This window comes from Citrobacter sp. Cpo040, from assembly GCF_030332915.1.
Classification (GTDB): Bacteria; Pseudomonadota; Gammaproteobacteria; order Enterobacterales; family Enterobacteriaceae; genus Citrobacter; species Citrobacter portucalensis.
Window position 1 is genome coordinate 1 of the sequence record NZ_JAOWGX010000034.1, and the last position, 15925, is coordinate 15925.

The 15925-nt window shown below is 48.6% G+C and carries 17 protein-coding genes; 12 read left to right on the plus strand and 5 right to left on the minus strand.

Translation table 11 applies throughout. The features are described 5' to 3' along the window. The first annotated feature begins 309 nt into the window (after positions 1-309). The 4 genes from ghrA (at position 310) to OGX86_RS04675 (ending at position 3358) form a co-directional block, all read left to right on the plus strand. Complete coding sequence (gene ghrA, locus OGX86_RS04660; RefSeq protein ID WP_136391710.1) at positions 310-1248, plus strand: glyoxylate/hydroxypyruvate reductase GhrA; 939 nt, start codon at positions 310-312, stop codon at positions 1246-1248. 210 nt (positions 1249-1458) lie between these two features. Beyond that, on the plus strand, positions 1459-2196 hold the full coding sequence (locus tag OGX86_RS04665; RefSeq protein ID WP_079937993.1) for a phosphatase: 738 nt from the start codon (positions 1459-1461) through the stop codon (positions 2194-2196). Positions 2197-2219: 23 nt separating this feature from the next. Continuing rightward, complete coding sequence (locus tag OGX86_RS04670) at positions 2220-2774, plus strand: TorD/DmsD family molecular chaperone (protein ID WP_003832084.1); 555 nt, start codon at positions 2220-2222, stop codon at positions 2772-2774. Between the two features lie 101 nt (positions 2775-2875). Further along, positions 2876-3358 (plus strand): DUF1097 domain-containing protein, encoded by a 483-nt coding sequence (locus OGX86_RS04675; protein ID WP_071444799.1) that lies wholly within the window; start codon positions 2876-2878, stop codon positions 3356-3358. A gap of 46 nt (positions 3359-3404) precedes the next feature. Here OGX86_RS04675 and csgG read toward each other — a convergent pair whose 3' ends face one another. The 4 genes from csgG to csgD are packed head-to-tail and all read right to left on the minus strand — an operon-like array spanning position 3405 to position 5756. After that, positions 3405-4238, minus strand: a complete 834-nt coding sequence (gene csgG / locus OGX86_RS04680; protein ID WP_003036082.1) for a curli production assembly/transport protein CsgG — start codon at positions 4236-4238, stop codon at positions 3405-3407. Positions 4239-4263: 25 nt separating this feature from the next. Continuing rightward, positions 4264-4677: a curli production assembly/transport protein CsgF gene (gene csgF, locus OGX86_RS04685; RefSeq protein ID WP_003832089.1), complete on the minus strand. Its 414-nt coding sequence runs from the start codon at positions 4675-4677 to the stop codon at positions 4264-4266. Positions 4678-4702: 25 nt separating this feature from the next. After that, on the minus strand, positions 4703-5101 hold the full coding sequence (gene csgE / locus OGX86_RS04690) for a curli production assembly/transport protein CsgE (RefSeq protein WP_003832091.1): 399 nt from the start codon (positions 5099-5101) through the stop codon (positions 4703-4705). Between the two features lie 4 nt (positions 5102-5105). Continuing rightward, positions 5106-5756 (minus strand): biofilm master transcriptional regulator CsgD, encoded by a 651-nt coding sequence (csgD, locus tag OGX86_RS04695; protein WP_128317633.1) that lies wholly within the window; start codon positions 5754-5756, stop codon positions 5106-5108. A 760-nt stretch (positions 5757-6516) separates the two neighbouring features. On the opposite strand from csgD, the gene csgB reads away from it, so the two are divergent. The 6 genes from csgB to OGX86_RS04725 all read left to right on the plus strand — a co-directional run bounded on the left by csgB (position 6517) and on the right by OGX86_RS04725 (position 10392). Then, positions 6517-6972, plus strand: a complete 456-nt coding sequence (gene csgB, locus OGX86_RS04700; RefSeq protein ID WP_032941802.1) for a curli minor subunit CsgB — start codon at positions 6517-6519, stop codon at positions 6970-6972. Between the two features lie 40 nt (positions 6973-7012). After that, positions 7013-7462, plus strand: a complete 450-nt coding sequence (gene csgA / locus OGX86_RS04705) for a curli major subunit CsgA (protein WP_008784338.1) — start codon at positions 7013-7015, stop codon at positions 7460-7462. Positions 7463-7522: 60 nt separating this feature from the next. After that, entirely contained in the window at positions 7523-7855 is a 333-nt protein-coding gene (csgC, locus tag OGX86_RS04710) for a curli assembly chaperone CsgC (RefSeq protein WP_048226994.1), read from the plus strand. A gap of 150 nt (positions 7856-8005) precedes the next feature. Continuing rightward, a complete protein-coding gene (locus OGX86_RS04715; RefSeq protein ID WP_286639426.1) occupies positions 8006-8326 on the plus strand; it encodes a YmdA family protein in 321 nt (106 codons plus the stop codon). A 100-nt stretch (positions 8327-8426) separates the two neighbouring features. Further along, positions 8427-8969, plus strand: coding sequence for an O-acetyl-ADP-ribose deacetylase (ymdB, locus tag OGX86_RS04720; RefSeq protein ID WP_213786312.1), 543 nt, complete (start codon positions 8427-8429; stop codon positions 8967-8969). Next, on the plus strand, positions 8902-10392 hold the full coding sequence (locus OGX86_RS04725) for a phospholipase D family protein (RefSeq protein ID WP_394815768.1): 1491 nt from the start codon (positions 8902-8904) through the stop codon (positions 10390-10392). The genes ymdB and OGX86_RS04725 overlap by 68 nt, the downstream gene beginning before the upstream one ends. A gap of 19 nt (positions 10393-10411) precedes the next feature. Here the strand turns inward: OGX86_RS04725 and mdoC are convergent, their stop codons facing one another. Further along, positions 10412-11572 (minus strand): glucans biosynthesis protein MdoC, encoded by a 1161-nt coding sequence (gene mdoC / locus OGX86_RS04730; protein ID WP_008784343.1) that lies wholly within the window; start codon positions 11570-11572, stop codon positions 10412-10414. 271 nt (positions 11573-11843) lie between these two features. Between mdoC and mdoG the strand changes: the two genes are divergently transcribed. Both mdoG and mdoH read left to right on the plus strand, forming a co-directional pair. Continuing rightward, positions 11844-13379 (plus strand): glucans biosynthesis protein MdoG, encoded by a 1536-nt coding sequence (gene mdoG, locus OGX86_RS04735; protein WP_103014639.1) that lies wholly within the window; start codon positions 11844-11846, stop codon positions 13377-13379. After that, entirely contained in the window at positions 13372-15900 is a 2529-nt protein-coding gene (mdoH, locus tag OGX86_RS04740) for a glucans biosynthesis glucosyltransferase MdoH (protein ID WP_032941800.1), read from the plus strand. The genes mdoG and mdoH overlap by 8 nt, the downstream gene beginning before the upstream one ends. Positions 15901-15925 lie beyond the last annotated feature (25 nt).

The following is a 15925-nucleotide window of genomic DNA, read 5'->3' on the forward strand; positions in this document are numbered from 1 at the left end:
GATTCGAACCCCCGATACGTTGCCGTATACACACTTTCCAGGCGTGCTCCTTCAGCCACTCGGACACCTCACCATATTGTTGTTCCTGTGCTACCGGAACGGGCGCTAATGTAGGGGAAACACCGCCCCGCCGTCAATCAACTTTTTGAAAAAAATGTGCATTTACACAAACTTCAAGCAACATGGAGCATAAATAAGCGGGAATTGTTTTTTTTGCCAGCACCCTAAAATTTGCTACTCTGATGTTCCCTCGAAAAATGATGATAATAAGTGCGAGAAAGTTCCGCACAACAATGTTCAGGAGACAATATGGATATAATTTTCTATCACCCAACATTCGATACGACCTGGTGGATTAATGCGTTGGCAAAGGCAATACCTGGTGCGAACGTACGTGAGTGGAAAGCGGGTGATAATGCACATGCTGACTATGCGCTGGTCTGGCATCCGCCGGTTGAAATGCTCGCAGGACGAAAATTAAAAGCCGTATTTGCGCTGGGCGCGGGCGTCGATTCTATTCTCAGTAAACTCAATGCTCATCCGGAAATGTTGGATGCGTCGATCCCGCTTTTCCGTCTGGAAGATACGGGTATGGGCCTGCAAATGCAGGAATATGCGGTCAGTCAGGTGCTGCACTGGTTTCGTCGCTTCGATGATTATCAGGCATTGAAAAATCAGGCGAAATGGCAGCCGTTGTCAGAATATACTCGCGAGGAGTTTACCGTCGGGATCATGGGAGCTGGGGTATTGGGCGCAAAAGTAGCCGAAAGCCTGCAAGCATGGGGATTCCCACTGCGCTGCTGGAGTCGTACGCGTAAATCCTGGTCTGGCATGGAAAGCTTCGCCGGTACTGAGGAACTGGGCGCGTTTTTGAGTCAAACTCGCGTGCTGATCAACCTTCTGCCTAATACGGCAGAAACCGTAGGCATTATTAACGCTGATTTACTTAGCCAATTGCAGGATGGCGCCTACGTGCTGAACCTTGCACGCGGTGTTCATCTCAATGAAGACGATCTTCTGGCATCGCTGGAAAGCGGCAAGGTGAAGGGGGCCATGCTGGATGTTTATAGCCGTGAACCGCTGCCAGAAAACAGCCCATTATGGAAACATCCGCGTGTGGCGATGACGCCACATATTGCCGCAGTTACCCGTCCGGCAGAAGCGGTGGACTATATCTCCCGCACGATTATGAACCTGGAGAACGGGCAAGTCGTAACAGGTCAGGTCAATCGCGTTCGGGGATATTGATGGTAACCCGGCAAGTGCCGGGTTTCAGCTAAAATACCCGTCATACTTCAAGCTGCATGTGCGTTAGCTACGGTTGCTCACCCGAATCACATACTTAAGGGAGTGATTCGGGTATCACTCCCTTGCCACCTGCCTGCGACTCGAATTTTTAGGGTATTAATGGCGGAGATACCTGCTATCCTTGACGAAAAATGACTACAGGAGAGAGTTATGTATCCCGTTGACCTGCATATGCATACCGTCGCCAGCACCCACGCCTACAGCACCTTAAGTGATTACATCGCGGAAGCTCGTCGCAAAGGCATCAAGCTATTTGCCATTACCGATCATGGACCGGACATGGCGGATGCACCTCACCACTGGCACTTTATCAATATGCGTATTTGGCCGCGTGTCGTGGATGGCGTGGGGATCCTGCGTGGAATAGAAGCCAATATTAAGAATATTGAAGGTGAAATTGACTGTTCAGGTCCGATGTTTACCTCCCTGGACCTCATTATTGCGGGCTTCCATGAGCCGGTTTTTGCACCTCACGATAAAGACACCAACACCCAGGCAATGATAGCCACGATGGCCAGCGGCAATGTGCACATCATTAGCCATCCGGGAAATCCCAAGTATCCTGTTGATATTACTGCAATTGCGCAGGCGGCGGCAAAGTACCAGGTTGCACTGGAAATCAATAACTCTTCGTTTTTGCATTCGCGTAAGGGCAGTGAGGATAATTGTCGTGCGGTTGCTGCGGCTGTGCGTGATGCCGGCGGCTGGGTGGCGTTAGGGTCGGATTCACATACTGCTTTCACGCTGGGAGAATTTGGCGAATGCCGTAAAATCCTGGATGATGTTAATTTCCCTGAAGACAGAATTTTAAACGTCACACCTAAACGTCTATTGGCGTTTCTGGAATCGCGAGGCATGGAGCCGATCGCGGAATTTGCTGAACTGTAATTGTTACTAACTGGAATATATCAATGAACGAGTTTTCTATCCTGTGTCGTGTACTGGGCTCGCTGTTTTACCGCCAACCGCAGGACCCTTTACTGGTTCCCCTGTTTACCCTGATTAGTGAAGGTAAACTGTCCGCCAACTGGCCGCTGGAACAGGACGAACTGCTCACCCGTTTACAGAAGAGCTGCGATATGCCCCAGTTGGCTGCAGATTACAACGCGCTGTTTGTCGGTGACGAGTGTGCAGTGCCGCCTTATCGTAGTGCCTGGGTAGAAGGGGCGAAAGAATCCGATGTTCGTGCATTTCTTTCAGCCCGGGGCATGCCGCTTGCTGATACACCGGCAGATCACATTGGTACGCTGTTGCTGGCGGCTTCATGGCTTGAAGACCAGTCTGCGGAAGATGAAAGTGAGGCGCTTGAAACCTTGTTTGTAGACTACTTGCTGCCCTGGTGCGGTACGTTCCTTGGTAAAGTTGAAGCGCACGCGAACACGCCTTTCTGGCGTACGATAGCACCGCTGACGCGTGATGCCATTGGTGCGATGTGGGACGAATTGCAGGAAGATACAGACGAATAAATGTGATGTGAATCACTTAATAATGCAACTCAATTTATAGGCTTGCATAAATTGTGTGCGCGATCTCATTACCATGCCGTTTTTCTGCTAAGATGCGCGGCATGAACATACTTCTCTCAATTGCAATCACAACGGGCATTCTCTCTGGGATCTGGGGATGGGTGGCCGTTTCTCTTGGTTTACTCAGTTGGGCTGGCTTTCTGGGTTGCACGGCTTATTTCGCCTGCCCGCAAGGTGGGTTAAAAGGACTGTGGATCTCGGCGTGTACGCTGCTAAGCGGTGTGGTGTGGGCGTTGGTGATTATTAACGGTAGCGCGCTTGCCCCGCATATGGACATTATTGGTTATGTCATGACGGGAATTGTCGCGTTTCTGATGTGTATCCAGGCAAAGCAATGGTTGCTTTCATTTGTTCCGGGCACGTTTATTGGTGCATGTGCAACATTTGCAGGGCAGGGCGACTGGCGACTGGTTGTACCGTCACTGGCACTGGGCCTGGTATTCGGTTATGCGATGAAAAACAGTGGCCTGTGGCTGGCGTCTCGCCGTGAAAATCGAATATCGCCGACGCTGACCAGTAAATAAAAAAGCGTGAGGGTTTTCCTCACGCTTTGTATGCTGTATAGACCCATCAGGATTCTGGCGGTACCGACATATGACGGTATTTAACCAGAATGTCATTATCAACTTGTTTCTTATCCTGCAAATCCCACAATCCGCGATCGATGCCGTCATTAATTAAGAAGATAACGCCCGTTTCAATCGCTGACATCAGACAAAGCATAACCGGTTCGTTAGAGGTGTAGCCAATTTCACCTTCCAACAGACGCTGGTAGTCAATAAAGCGGAACACCCCAGCCTGTACTTCATAAGACAGAATGGTCTTACTGGTGTTCACTGACGACAGGATCTCACCGGTGCTGACGTTAACCACGCGCAGGTTTACCGCTATCTGGTCGAGCTGGTATTGCGTATCGGCGCCAATACCGAAATAACGCGCACCGACACCACCCGATTTAACGTTGCTTTCATAACCGATAATTGACCCTTCCACCATGACGTTTGCCGCGGTCAGGGACTGTAGCGGGATCCGGTTATTAATCGCAACCGTACCGTTTTCCTGAGCCGCACGAATGATTTTGCGTTCGTTCAGCAGGTTCTGTAACCCCTGACGTTCCAGTGGGACGAACCAACGAGAATCTTTCAATGCGGTGACAAGCATAGCCGTGGCGCTTTGCGGGACGGCGGTAGAGAAGTTACTTGCCGGGTAAGGTTTAAACTGGCCAGTCTCATCCTGAATGTTGTATACCGACACAAAGATCTTACCTGTAGGCATAGGCAGATGCGTCAAATCTTTATAGCTTTGGGCTCGGGGCATTAATGTCGGCTTAGCGGCTTCTTGAGGCGGAGCTGTTAAACATCCGCTGAGTAAAATTACTGCCACCATGATAAGTAAACGCTGCATGATTATTTCCTTTCGTGGCTATAACTTAGAAGTCGGTCGACTGTGTTTGTAAACCCGACACTTCAATTGTCGAAGTTTTCCCCGATTTCCTGTCGGTGACATTCAATTGCAGTTGTCCGTCCCGGTTGGCGATATCAATGATAAAATCATTGGTCACCATTCTTCCTGGTTTACCGGTATTAATGTTGGTGAGTAGGCCACCGAGAATTTGTGACTGAATCGCCTGAGTAAAGTTATCCAGAGCTGACGGGGTTTCAATACCGTAATCGTCATAGCTTGGATCTTTATATGAGTTCTGGGCCTGGGCGCTGTTCAACAGAAAAGCACCATTATTCGGGTTGCCACCAAAGTTTGGGTTGCGAAACTGGAACGTCATGTTTCCGGCCCAACTTAATGGTGAAATTAGCATGAGCAAAACCACTGCATGTTTAACACGCATGAAAGCCTCCGGACAAAATCATGTTTTAGAATTCATCACGCGCTAAATCGCTAGTGCTTAATAGTGTTTGATCTATTTGCCGGCGATTTAATGCTTCCTCAGTTTCTGCCAATGCGAAGACAACTATTTTGTCGAAGTCTCTTTTCGTTGGGAATAAAAAAGTCTGGAAGATAACGTCTTGATTGACCGTTATGGTGATCCAACTTCCCCAACGCGCACTGGGTCTTTCATTAATGGTTAAGTTTCCTGTGTACTCGCTTTCCCACTTATCACTAAAGGCCCGATAAAAATCATGACCGATTGAAGAGACAGTGTGGTCAGTTAACAGTCCGGGAACCTCCACCTCTACGGTTGTCGCTGCGTGCAGACTCCCGGCAGCAAAGAATAAATTTGCTGCCACAATCCAGGTCAAATAGCGTTTCATGGCTTTATCGCCTGAGGTTTTCATTGGCCCATGAAACCGCCTGCGTACGATTTTTGACAGCTATCTTTTTGAAAAGATTATAAAGATGTGTTTTTACCGTATTTTCACTGATAAACAGTGAGCGAGCGATTTCAATATTTGAGGCGCCGATACGCAATTTATTAAGGATCTCTTTTTCACGGTGCGTCAGCAGTGCCGACTCCGTGCTGTTATAACGATAATTTCCAGAGTGCGTGATCAGATAGCTGGCAAGTTTTTGCGTGAAGTAACATTCACCGCGCAAGATACCCTGCAAGCCGCTTACGACACGCTGCTCGTCTTCAGTTGCGTAAAAAACACCATTGATATGCGGCCAGTTTTCAATATCCCGATAAGGGTAATCATCAGGAGTATTCAACAATAACGTCTTTATATTGTTGTTTTTTCTACTCAAATTATCTTGCCAGTAATGGATCAGTTTTTTATCTGCCTCCATCATATCCAGTAAAACAATGCAGCTGGAGGATATATCATCCAGAGAACGTTGAATATTATGTAGTTTTCCGGTGAGTGCCAGTGATTGTTTTAAATGCTGTAATAATGCAGTTGCCTGCAAAGAAGGTTTTGTGATCAACAATAATGTATGACCATGAATACTATGGACTTCATTAAACATGATGAAACTCCACTTTTTAGTCGCACACCTGACAGCTGTCTCTACTAAAATAGAGGCACCAGAAGTACTGACAGATGTTGCACTGCTGTGTAGATATAAAATATCGACCCAAAGGGGTGAAAATATTAAAACAAATGGACTTCAACTGATTTCAATCTAGCTATTACAAATCTTAAAGCAAGCGTTAAACATGTAACAACTTGTAAAATTATATATTAAAATGTGATTTCATGGTTTTATTGGAGTTTAGATTTGATAGGAAAGTTGTACATTTTACCTTTGCTGCATAGATTTAAAAAATCATACAAATTATAGTAACTCATTGATTTTAAATTGGTTAATTAATGATTACTAAGTTTTAGATTTCTAATGAATTCTAAAATTCTTGTCTCAATTTACGTTGGTCAATTTTAGATGGAAAAAAATGACCTTTGTCACGACTTGTACCGATGTCTATCTCGACGTTGTACTTAGAGGCCCTGATATCGTGCAAAATGCACTTTCTCAGTGACTGCATAGAAATTCATTACTGATAGCAAAATAAAAATAAAAGCCAGACCTGAAGCGGTGTTATTCACTGTTAATTAGTACTTTGGTGTGAATCCGGATATAAAAATACCACTCGCGGGTGAGTTATTTAAAATGTTTCCACGGACATACTCTTCATCGTAACGTGACGTTAACAAATGCAAGTCATGTTAACAACAATTTGAGTGGTAATTAATTTAACTTCATGTACGACCAGGTCCAGGGTGACAACATGAAAAACAAGTTGTTATTTATGATGTTTACAATACTGGGTGTGCCTGGGATTGCATCCGCAACCAGTTATGATTTAGCTAATTCAGAATATAACTTTGCGGTAAATGAATTAAGTAAGTCTTCATTTAATCAGGCAGCCATTATTGGTCAGGTTGGTACTGCTAATAGTGCAAATACTCGCCAGGAGGGCACCAAGTTATTGTCGGTCATTTCGCAAGAAGGTTCAGGTAACCGGGCGAAAACAGATCAGACGGGATCAAATAACTTTGCATATATTGATCAAACGGGTAGCTCTAATGATGCGAGTATTAAACAAAGCTCTTACGGTAATACGGCGATGATTATCCAGAAAGGCTCTGGTAATAAAGCCAATATTACCCAGTACGGTACACAAAAAACAGCAGTTGTGGTGCAGAGACAGTCGCAAATGGCAATTCGCGTTACTCAACGCTAATCCATAAACGACGTTTAAATCAATCCGATGGGGGTTTACCATGAAACTTTTAAAAGTGGCAGCATTCGCAGCAATCGTAGTTTCTGGCAGTGCTCTGGCAGGTGTTGTTCCGCAATGGGGCGGTAATCATCATGGTGGCGGTAGCAACTATGGCCCAGACTCTTCAATGAGTATTTACCAATTTGGCTCTAGTAACGTTGCGAATGCGCTGCAAAGTGATGCACGTAAATCAGACGTGACTATCACACAACACGGACATGGTAACGGTGCGACCGTCGGCCAAGGTGCTGATGACAGTACCATTAGCCTGAAACAGACCGGCTTCCAGAACAGTGCTGATATCAATCAGTGGAATGCAAAAAATGCTGATATCAGCGTAACTCAGTTCGGTGGTCGTAACGGTGCTGTGGTTAATCAGACAGCGTCTGACTCCAATGTGCTGATTCAGCAGGTTGGTTATGGCAACAATGCTACAGCTAATCAGCACTAATTCAGTTTTCTGACTGATAATAAACAGGGCGAAAGCCCTGTTTTTTTTCGGGAGAATATTATGCACACGCTATTACTCATTGCCGCGTTGGCAAATCAAATAACATTCAGTACAACTCAGCAAGGTGACATGTACACCATTATTCCTCAGGTGACATTAGCTCAACCGTGCGTATGTGAAGTGCAAGTCCTTGCCGTACGTAAAGGAAAGGGCGGACAAAGTCAGTCACAGCAGAAAACAAGCCTTTCGGTCCCTGCTAATCGGCCAATTGAATTAACAAAAATGAGCTTTAATATTTCACCGGAGGATTCGGTCAAAATTATCGTTACCGTTTCTGACGGGCAGTCTCTGCATCTGTCGCAACAATGGCCTGACTCAAACAGTCACCCATAATTTTTTGCCGGATTTGCATTAAGGGTGTGGCTGGGAGTGCGGTGCTGTTCTATCAATATAGAAACGAACAAACGTTTTATATGATCGTAACTCGCAGCGGTGAAGGATCATTGCGATCCCTCAAGGATGATTAATCATTGAGGAACCCTTATGTGTACATTATTAAAGCGTATTTTAAATACCGGTTTGTGGGGTTTTTCTCTTTTAACCCTCCCCGCAATGGCGACGCAAATCTCACCCGGCGGGGTTATTCATTTTCGTGGTGCAATAGTTGAAGCACCTTGCGACGTTAACACTCGACAACAACAGATTGAATTGTCATGTATGCGTGATGGCACGATGAGTAATAGCCTCTACGACCTGCAACAGGTCACGACAGCGCCTCAGAGTGTGCAACAAATTGCCACGATGAAAATGCATTACCTCAATGAACAGAAAAGCATGGCTATTCTGAATATTGAATATAAATGAATCATTCTGGCGTAGGTATGCACGCTTATGGCTAAAAAGTGAGATTTCAAGGAAAACCCTGCTGTACACTTAACGGAGAGTGTTTTGTCAGGGGGAACTTATGCAATCGCGTGTTCATGTGTTACAGGGCGACATTACGACGATCGCGGTAGATGTGATCGTCAATGCGGCCAACTCCTCGTTACTGGGAGGAGGTGGAGTCGATGGCGCGATTCATCGTGCTGCCGGGCCTGCGTTGTTGGAGGCCTGCAAACAGGTTATACAACAACAGGGAGAATGCCCGACCGGGCATGCCGTTATCACGCTGGCTGGCGCGCTTCCGGCAAAAGCAGTTATTCACACCGTAGGACCCGTCTGGCAAGGCGGTGATCACCACGAGGCTGAACGACTTGAAGAGGCCTATCTAAATACATTGCAACTGGCCTTAGCCAATGGTTATCGATCCATTGCTTTTCCTGCTATAAGCACCGGAGCTTATGGTTACCCACGTGCTGCAGCGGCAGAGATCGCGGTGAAAACGGTGTTGAAATTTATCACCCGACGTACGCTACCCGATCAAATATACTTCGTGTGCTTTGATGAAGAAAACGCTCGACTATACAAGAGATTACTTACCCAACAAGGCGATGAACGCACGGACTGATATGACGCGACTTGAGCGTGCCATTACGCCGCTATGCGTAAACCACCCGGGAGAATGCGGCATTCTGACGTTGGATGACAGCCTGGATGCGTTTGCTGCTCGCTATCGGTTGACGGAAATGGCGGAACGTACCCTGGATGTTCAGTATTACATCTGGGAAAGCGACATGTCCGGGCTATTGTTATTTTCCGTTTTGCTGGCCGCAGCGAAGCGGGGCGTCCGGGTGCGTTTGTTGCTGGATGATAACAACACGCCAGGTCTGGATGACACGCTGCGTTTGCTGGACAATCACCCTAATATTGAAGTCCGCCTGTTTAATCCCTTTTCCTTTCGCATCCTGCGTGCCCTGGGCTATTTAACCGATTTTGCCCGGTTGAATCGACGTATGCACAACAAAAGTTATACCGCTGACGGCGTCGTAACTCTTGTGGGGGGGCGAAATATAGGCGATGCCTATTTTGGCGCAGGCGAACAACCACTGTTTTCCGATCTGGACGTTATGGCTATTGGACCGGTTGTCCAGGATGTTGCAGACGACTTTGAGCGTTACTGGCACTGCCGCTCGGTTTCAACATTGCAAAACGTACTTGAGGTGGCTGAACCAGCTTCTACGCAAAAAATCGAACTTCCTGAATCCTGGTATAATGATGACATCACGCGTCGCTATCTACATAAGCTGGAAACCAGCCAGTTTATGACCCATCTCGATCAGAGGTCGCTGCCGCTAATTTGGGCGAAAACGCGCTTGCTGAGTGATGATCCTGCAAAAGGAGAGGGGAAAGCGCCGCGCCACTCACTATTACCGCAGCGTTTGTTTGACGTGATGGGATCTCCGACCGAGCGTATTGATATTATTTCCGCCTACTTTGTACCAACTCGCGCCGGTGTGGCGCAGCTCCTGAGACTGGTGAGAAAAGGCGTTAAGATCGCAATTTTAACTAATTCTCTGGCGGCGAATGATGTCGCAGTCGTTCACGCGGGCTATGCGCGTTGGCGAAAAAAACTCCTGCGCTACGGCGTGGAGTTATACGAGCTCAAACCAACCCGCGATAGCGTTTCAGCAGTACACGACCGGGGATTAACCGGTAATTCAGGCTCCAGCCTGCATGCGAAAACCTTCAGTATTGACGGTCGTAAAGTGTTTATCGGTTCGCTTAATTTTGATCCCCGTTCAACGCTGCTCAATACGGAAATGGGGTTTGTGATTGAGAGTGACGTACTGGCTGAGTTGATTCATAAACGTTTTATGCAAAGTCAGCGTGATATGGCCTGGCAACTACGTCTTGACCGTTGGGGCAGAATCAACTGGGTTGATCGGCTTTCTGGCAGCGAACAGGTACTGAAAAAAGAACCCGCTACAGGATTCTGGAAGCGGGTTCTGGTGAGGCTTGCATCTGTGCTGCCCATTGAATGGCTGCTCTGAACCATTCAATACAAGAAAACTAACCGGCAACCGCCTTGTTTTTATCCTGCTTAATGGGCGGTTTACCCGAAAAGAGAAACTTCAGCACCGGGATCCGTAAATGGATTTCGTACAGTATGACCGCAATTCCAACCACAAAAAGCAGACCGCAGAGAAAACCCAGCAGGTTCGACTTGATGTGCGGTGTGATATACGCGCCAAAAAACAGCGTTAGCGGGTGGTGCACCAAATAGATGAACAGCGACGCGTTGACAAAATAGGTCACGCGAGCCGACTGGAAATTCAGTAAACGGTGGCCAAGCGAGAAGACAACGTTCACCATCCATAGCCCCATGACCATGGTAATGACATATTCGGTTTCATACATCCAGGCATCGCCGTTGCCGTAACGTTGATTGAGCAGGTATGCGACAAATGCGAATGCGGCGCCTAACGTGCAGCCGCGCGATGGCGTGGTAAACAGTGCTTTCAGATTCGGATTGATAAACGCCAGCGCACCGAGCATAAAGAAAGGCACATAGAACAACGTTTGCATAACGATAAAATTAAACATGCCATCGCTGAGAATCGAAGGGTAGAGGATGAAAATCGTTCTTCTGACGGCGGCATAGCCGACACCCAACAATATAAAAATCAGCGTTAATTTGGTCATCGACACCCCCGATGCAGAGGTACCGTCTCCACGCGATAGTCTGTTTTTCATCTGGGTAAATACCCACATGCTCAGGGTCGTTAACACCACCAGAACCAGCAAAAACCACAGATGGGAAATCAGTTCCCAGGCCAGCGCATTGTATTTGTCGTAGCCGCTGAGGGTATGCCAGCTGTCTGCTTTTCCCTTCACGTATTGCAGCATGATAAATTGCGGCAGCGTAAGCAGCGGAATCGCGGTCAGCATAGGGATCCCCACGCGTTCTACACGCACCTTCCACCAGCGTTTTAACGGATAGCGCAAAAAAAGCATGTAGGAAAAATAACCTGAAATGACAAAGAAGACCTGCATGCGAAATGCATGGATAAAGTCGTTAAAAAGGGTTAACCACCAAGACGGTTCTGCGCTGTTCACGTGCCAGGTGTGGGTGGAGTAGATCAATGAAATATGGAATGGGATCCCTAACAACATTAGCCAGGCACGGATGGAGTCAAGAAAATATTCACGTGGTGGTGATACAGAGCTCATAGACAGTTACGTATTCTCAGACTTTTCGTCTTATCCCTAAGACGAATAATGGTTACATTCGAGGGCAACCCTACACGAAGTCCAACAACCTGTCTCCAGGATAAGCACGCAAAGTGAAAACAGGCAGATGAACCTGCTTAAACCATGAGCCAGCGCGCGAACAATACAGGGATTCAGTTGTCGGAGTACCCGATTATCCATTAAAATGGATCGGATCAATATAAGCACACAAAGGGGGAAGTGCTTACTAATTATGAAACATAAACTACAAATGATGAAAATGCGTTGGTTGGGTGCAGCAGTCATGTTAACGCTGTACACATCATCGAGCTGGGCGTTCAGTATTGATGATGTTGCAAAACAAGCTCAATCCTTAGCCGGGAAAGGCTATGAGGCGCCAAAAAGTAACTTGCCCTCCGTTTTCCGCGACATGAAATATGCGGATTATCAACAGATCCAGTTCAATCGCGATAAAGCGTACTGGAGCAATCTCAAGACCCCATTTAAGCTCGAGTTCTACCACCAGGGTATGTACTTCGACACGCCGGTCAAAATCAACGAAGTTACCGCCACGGCGGTGAAAAGAATCAAATACAGCCCGGATTATTTTAATTTTGGCGATGTTCAGCATGATAAAGACACGGTAAAAGATCTCGGCTTCGCCGGGTTCAAAGTGCTGTATCCGATCAACAGCAAAGATAAAAACGATGAAATCGTCAGCATGCTCGGTGCCAGCTATTTTCGCGTTCTGGGTGCAGGTCAGGTCTACGGCCTGTCAGCGCGTGGCCTCGCGATTGATACCGCTCTGCCTTCTGGTGAAGAATTTCCCCGCTTCCGTGAGTTTTGGATCGAACGTCCGAAACCGACTGATAAACGTTTAACCATTTATGCTTTGTTGGATTCTCCGCGTGCAACCGGAGCGTATCGTTTTGTCATTATTCCAGGTCGTGACACGGTCGTGGATGTTCAGTCCAAAGTATACCTGCGCGACAAAGTGGGCAAACTGGGTGTGGCACCGTTAACCAGTATGTTCCTGTTTGGACCGAACCAGCCGTCTCCGGCGACAAACTATCGTCCGGAACTGCATGATTCTAACGGTTTGTCTATCCACGCGGGCAATGGGGAGTGGATTTGGCGTCCGCTGAATAACCCGAAACATCTCGCGGTGAGCAGCTTCGCAATGGAAAACCCGCAAGGATTCGGACTGTTGCAGCGTGGCCGTCAGTTCTCGCGTTTTGAAGATATCGACGATCGTTACGATCTGCGCCCAAGCGCCTGGATCACGCCAAAAGGTGACTGGGGTAAAGGTAAGATTGAGTTAGTTGAAATCCCAACTAACGATGAAACGAACGATAACATCGTTGCGTACTGGACGCCGGATCAACTGCCTGAAGCGGGCAAAGAGATGAACTTCAAGTACACTTTGACGTTCACGCGTGATGAAGACAAGCTTCATGCGCCGGAAAGCGCCTGGGTACAGCAGACTCGTCGTTCTACCGGTGATGTAAAACAGTCCAACCTGATTCGTCAGCCTGACGGTACCATCGCGTTTGTGGTGGACTTTACCGGCACAGATATGAAAAAGCTGCCGCAGGATACCCCGGTTACCGCACAAACCAGTATTGGCGACAACGGTGAAATCGTTGAAAGCACTGTGCGCTATAACCCGGTATCTAAAGGTTGGCGTTTGATGCTGCGCGTGAAAGTGAAAGACGTGAAGAAAACCACTGAAATGCGTGCTGCCTTGGTCAATGCCGATCAGACGCTGAGTGAAACCTGGAGCTACCAGTTACCTGCCAATGAATAAGACAACTGAGTATATTGACGCAATGCCGCTTTCGGATATCGAGAAAGCGGCACTGCCGAAAACTGACATCCGCGCCGTTCATCAGGCGTTGGATGCCGAGCATCGTACTTACTCGCGCGAAGATGATTCACCGCAGGGTTCTGTGAAAGCTCGCCTTGAGCAAGCATGGCCGGATTCTTTGGCTAAAGAGCAGTTGGTTAAGGACGATGAGGGCCGCGATCAGCTGCAGGCGATGCCAAAAGCAACGCGTACCTCTATGTTCCCAGATCCCTGGCGTACCAACCCGGTTGGTCGTTTTTGGGATCGCTTGCGTGGGCGCGATGTGACGCCGCGTTATCTTTCGCGTTTGACGAAAGAAGAACAGGAGAGCGAGCAAAAATGGCGTACCGTAGGCACCATCCGCCGCTATACGCTGTTGATTCTAACGCTGGCGCAAACGGTCGTAGCAACCTGGTATATGAAGACGATCCTCCCGTATCAGGGGTGGGCATTTATTAATCCGGTAGACATGATGGGGCAGGATTTATGGGTCTCCTTTATGCAATTGCTGCCCTACATGCTCCAGACCGGCATTCTTATTTTGTTTGCTGTGCTTTTCTGTTGGGTGTCTGCGGGATTCTGGACTGCGCTGATGGGCTTCTTGCAACTGTTGATTGGACGAGATAAGTACAGTATCTCGGCCTCAACGGTTGGGGACGAACCGCTGAATCCTGAACACCGTACCGCGCTGATTATGCCTATTTGTAACGAAGACGTTGATCGCGTATTTGCGGGACTGCGCGCTACGTGGGAATCGGTCAAAGCAACGGGCAACGCCGAACATTTCGATGTTTATATCCTGAGCGACAGCTACAACCCTGATATCTGCGTAGCAGAACAAAAAGCGTGGATGGAGCTGATTGCCGAAGTGCAGGGCGAAGGGCAGATTTTCTACCGCCGTCGTCGTCGTCGCGTGAAGCGTAAAAGCGGCAACATTGATGACTTCTGTCGCCGCTGGGGAAATCAGTACAGCTACATGGTGGTGCTGGACGCTGACTCAGTGATGAGTGGTGACTGTCTGAGCGGCCTGGTGCGTCTGATGGAAGCGAATCCGAATGCCGGGATTATCCAGTCTTCACCGAAGGCTTCCGGTATGGATACGCTGTATGCGCGCTGCCAGCAGTTTGCGACCCGTGTTTATGGACCGCTGTTTACCGCCGGGCTTCACTTCTGGCAGTTAGGGGAATCACACTACTGGGGCCACAACGCAATTATCCGCGTGAAGCCATTTATCGAGCACTGTGCGCTCGCGCCGTTACCGGGCGAAGGCTCGTTTGCGGGATCGATCCTCTCCCATGACTTCGTGGAAGCGGCATTGATGCGTCGTGCTGGCTGGGGCGTGTGGATTGCCTACGATCTGCCGGGCTCTTATGAAGAGCTGCCGCCGAACCTGCTGGATGAACTCAAGCGTGACCGCCGCTGGTGCCACGGCAACCTGATGAACTTCCGTTTGTTCCTGGTGAAAGGGATGCACCCGGTTCACCGTGCGGTATTCCTGACCGGTGTAATGTCCTATCTGTCTGCGCCGCTTTGGTTTATGTTCCTCGCGCTCTCTACCGCATTGCAGGTGGTGCATGCGTTGACGGAGCCGCAGTACTTCCTGCAACCGCGTCAGCTGTTCCCGGTATGGCCGCAATGGCGACCTGAACTGGCGATCGCGCTGTTTGCTTCAACGATGGTGCTGCTGTTCCTGCCGAAGCTGCTGAGTATCTTGCTCATCTGGTGTAAAGGGACGAAAGAGTACGGCGGGTTTATCCGCGTTACGCTGTCGCTGCTGCTGGAGGTTCTGTTCTCCGTGCTGCTGGCGCCGGTGCGTATGCTGTTCCACACCGTCTTCGTTGTAAGCGCTTTCCTCGGTTGGGAAGTTGTGTGGAATTCACCGCAGCGTGATGACGATTCGACCCCGTGGGGTGAAGCGTTTATGCGTCACGGTTCTCAGTTACTGCTGGGGCTGGTGTGGGCTGTGGGTATGGCCTGGCTGGATCTGCGTTTCCTGTTCTGGCTGGCACCGATTGTCTTCTCGCTGATCCTGTCACCGTTTGTTTCCGTGATTTCCAGCCGTTCCACGGTGGGGTTACGTACCAAGCGCTGGAAGCTGTTCCTGATCCCGGAAGAGTATTCTCCGCCGCAGGTGCTGGTGGATACCGATACCTATCTGGTGATGAACCGTAAACGTACGCTGGACGATGGCTTTATGCATGCGGTGTTTAATCCGTCGTTTAACGCACTGGCCACGGCCATGGCGACTGCACGCCACCGCGCCAGCAACGTGCTGGAGATTGCACGCGATCGTCATGTGGAACAGGCACTGAACGAAACGCCGGAGAAACTGAATCGCGATCGCCGCCTGGTGTTGTTGAGCGATCCGGTGACCATGGCGCGTTTACATTACCGTGTCTGGAATTCACCTGATAAGTATTCTTCGTGGGTGAACTACTATCAGGGACTGACACTGAACCCGCTGGCGCTCAGGAAAAAATAAGCGTTCTGTAACGTGAAAATACCGG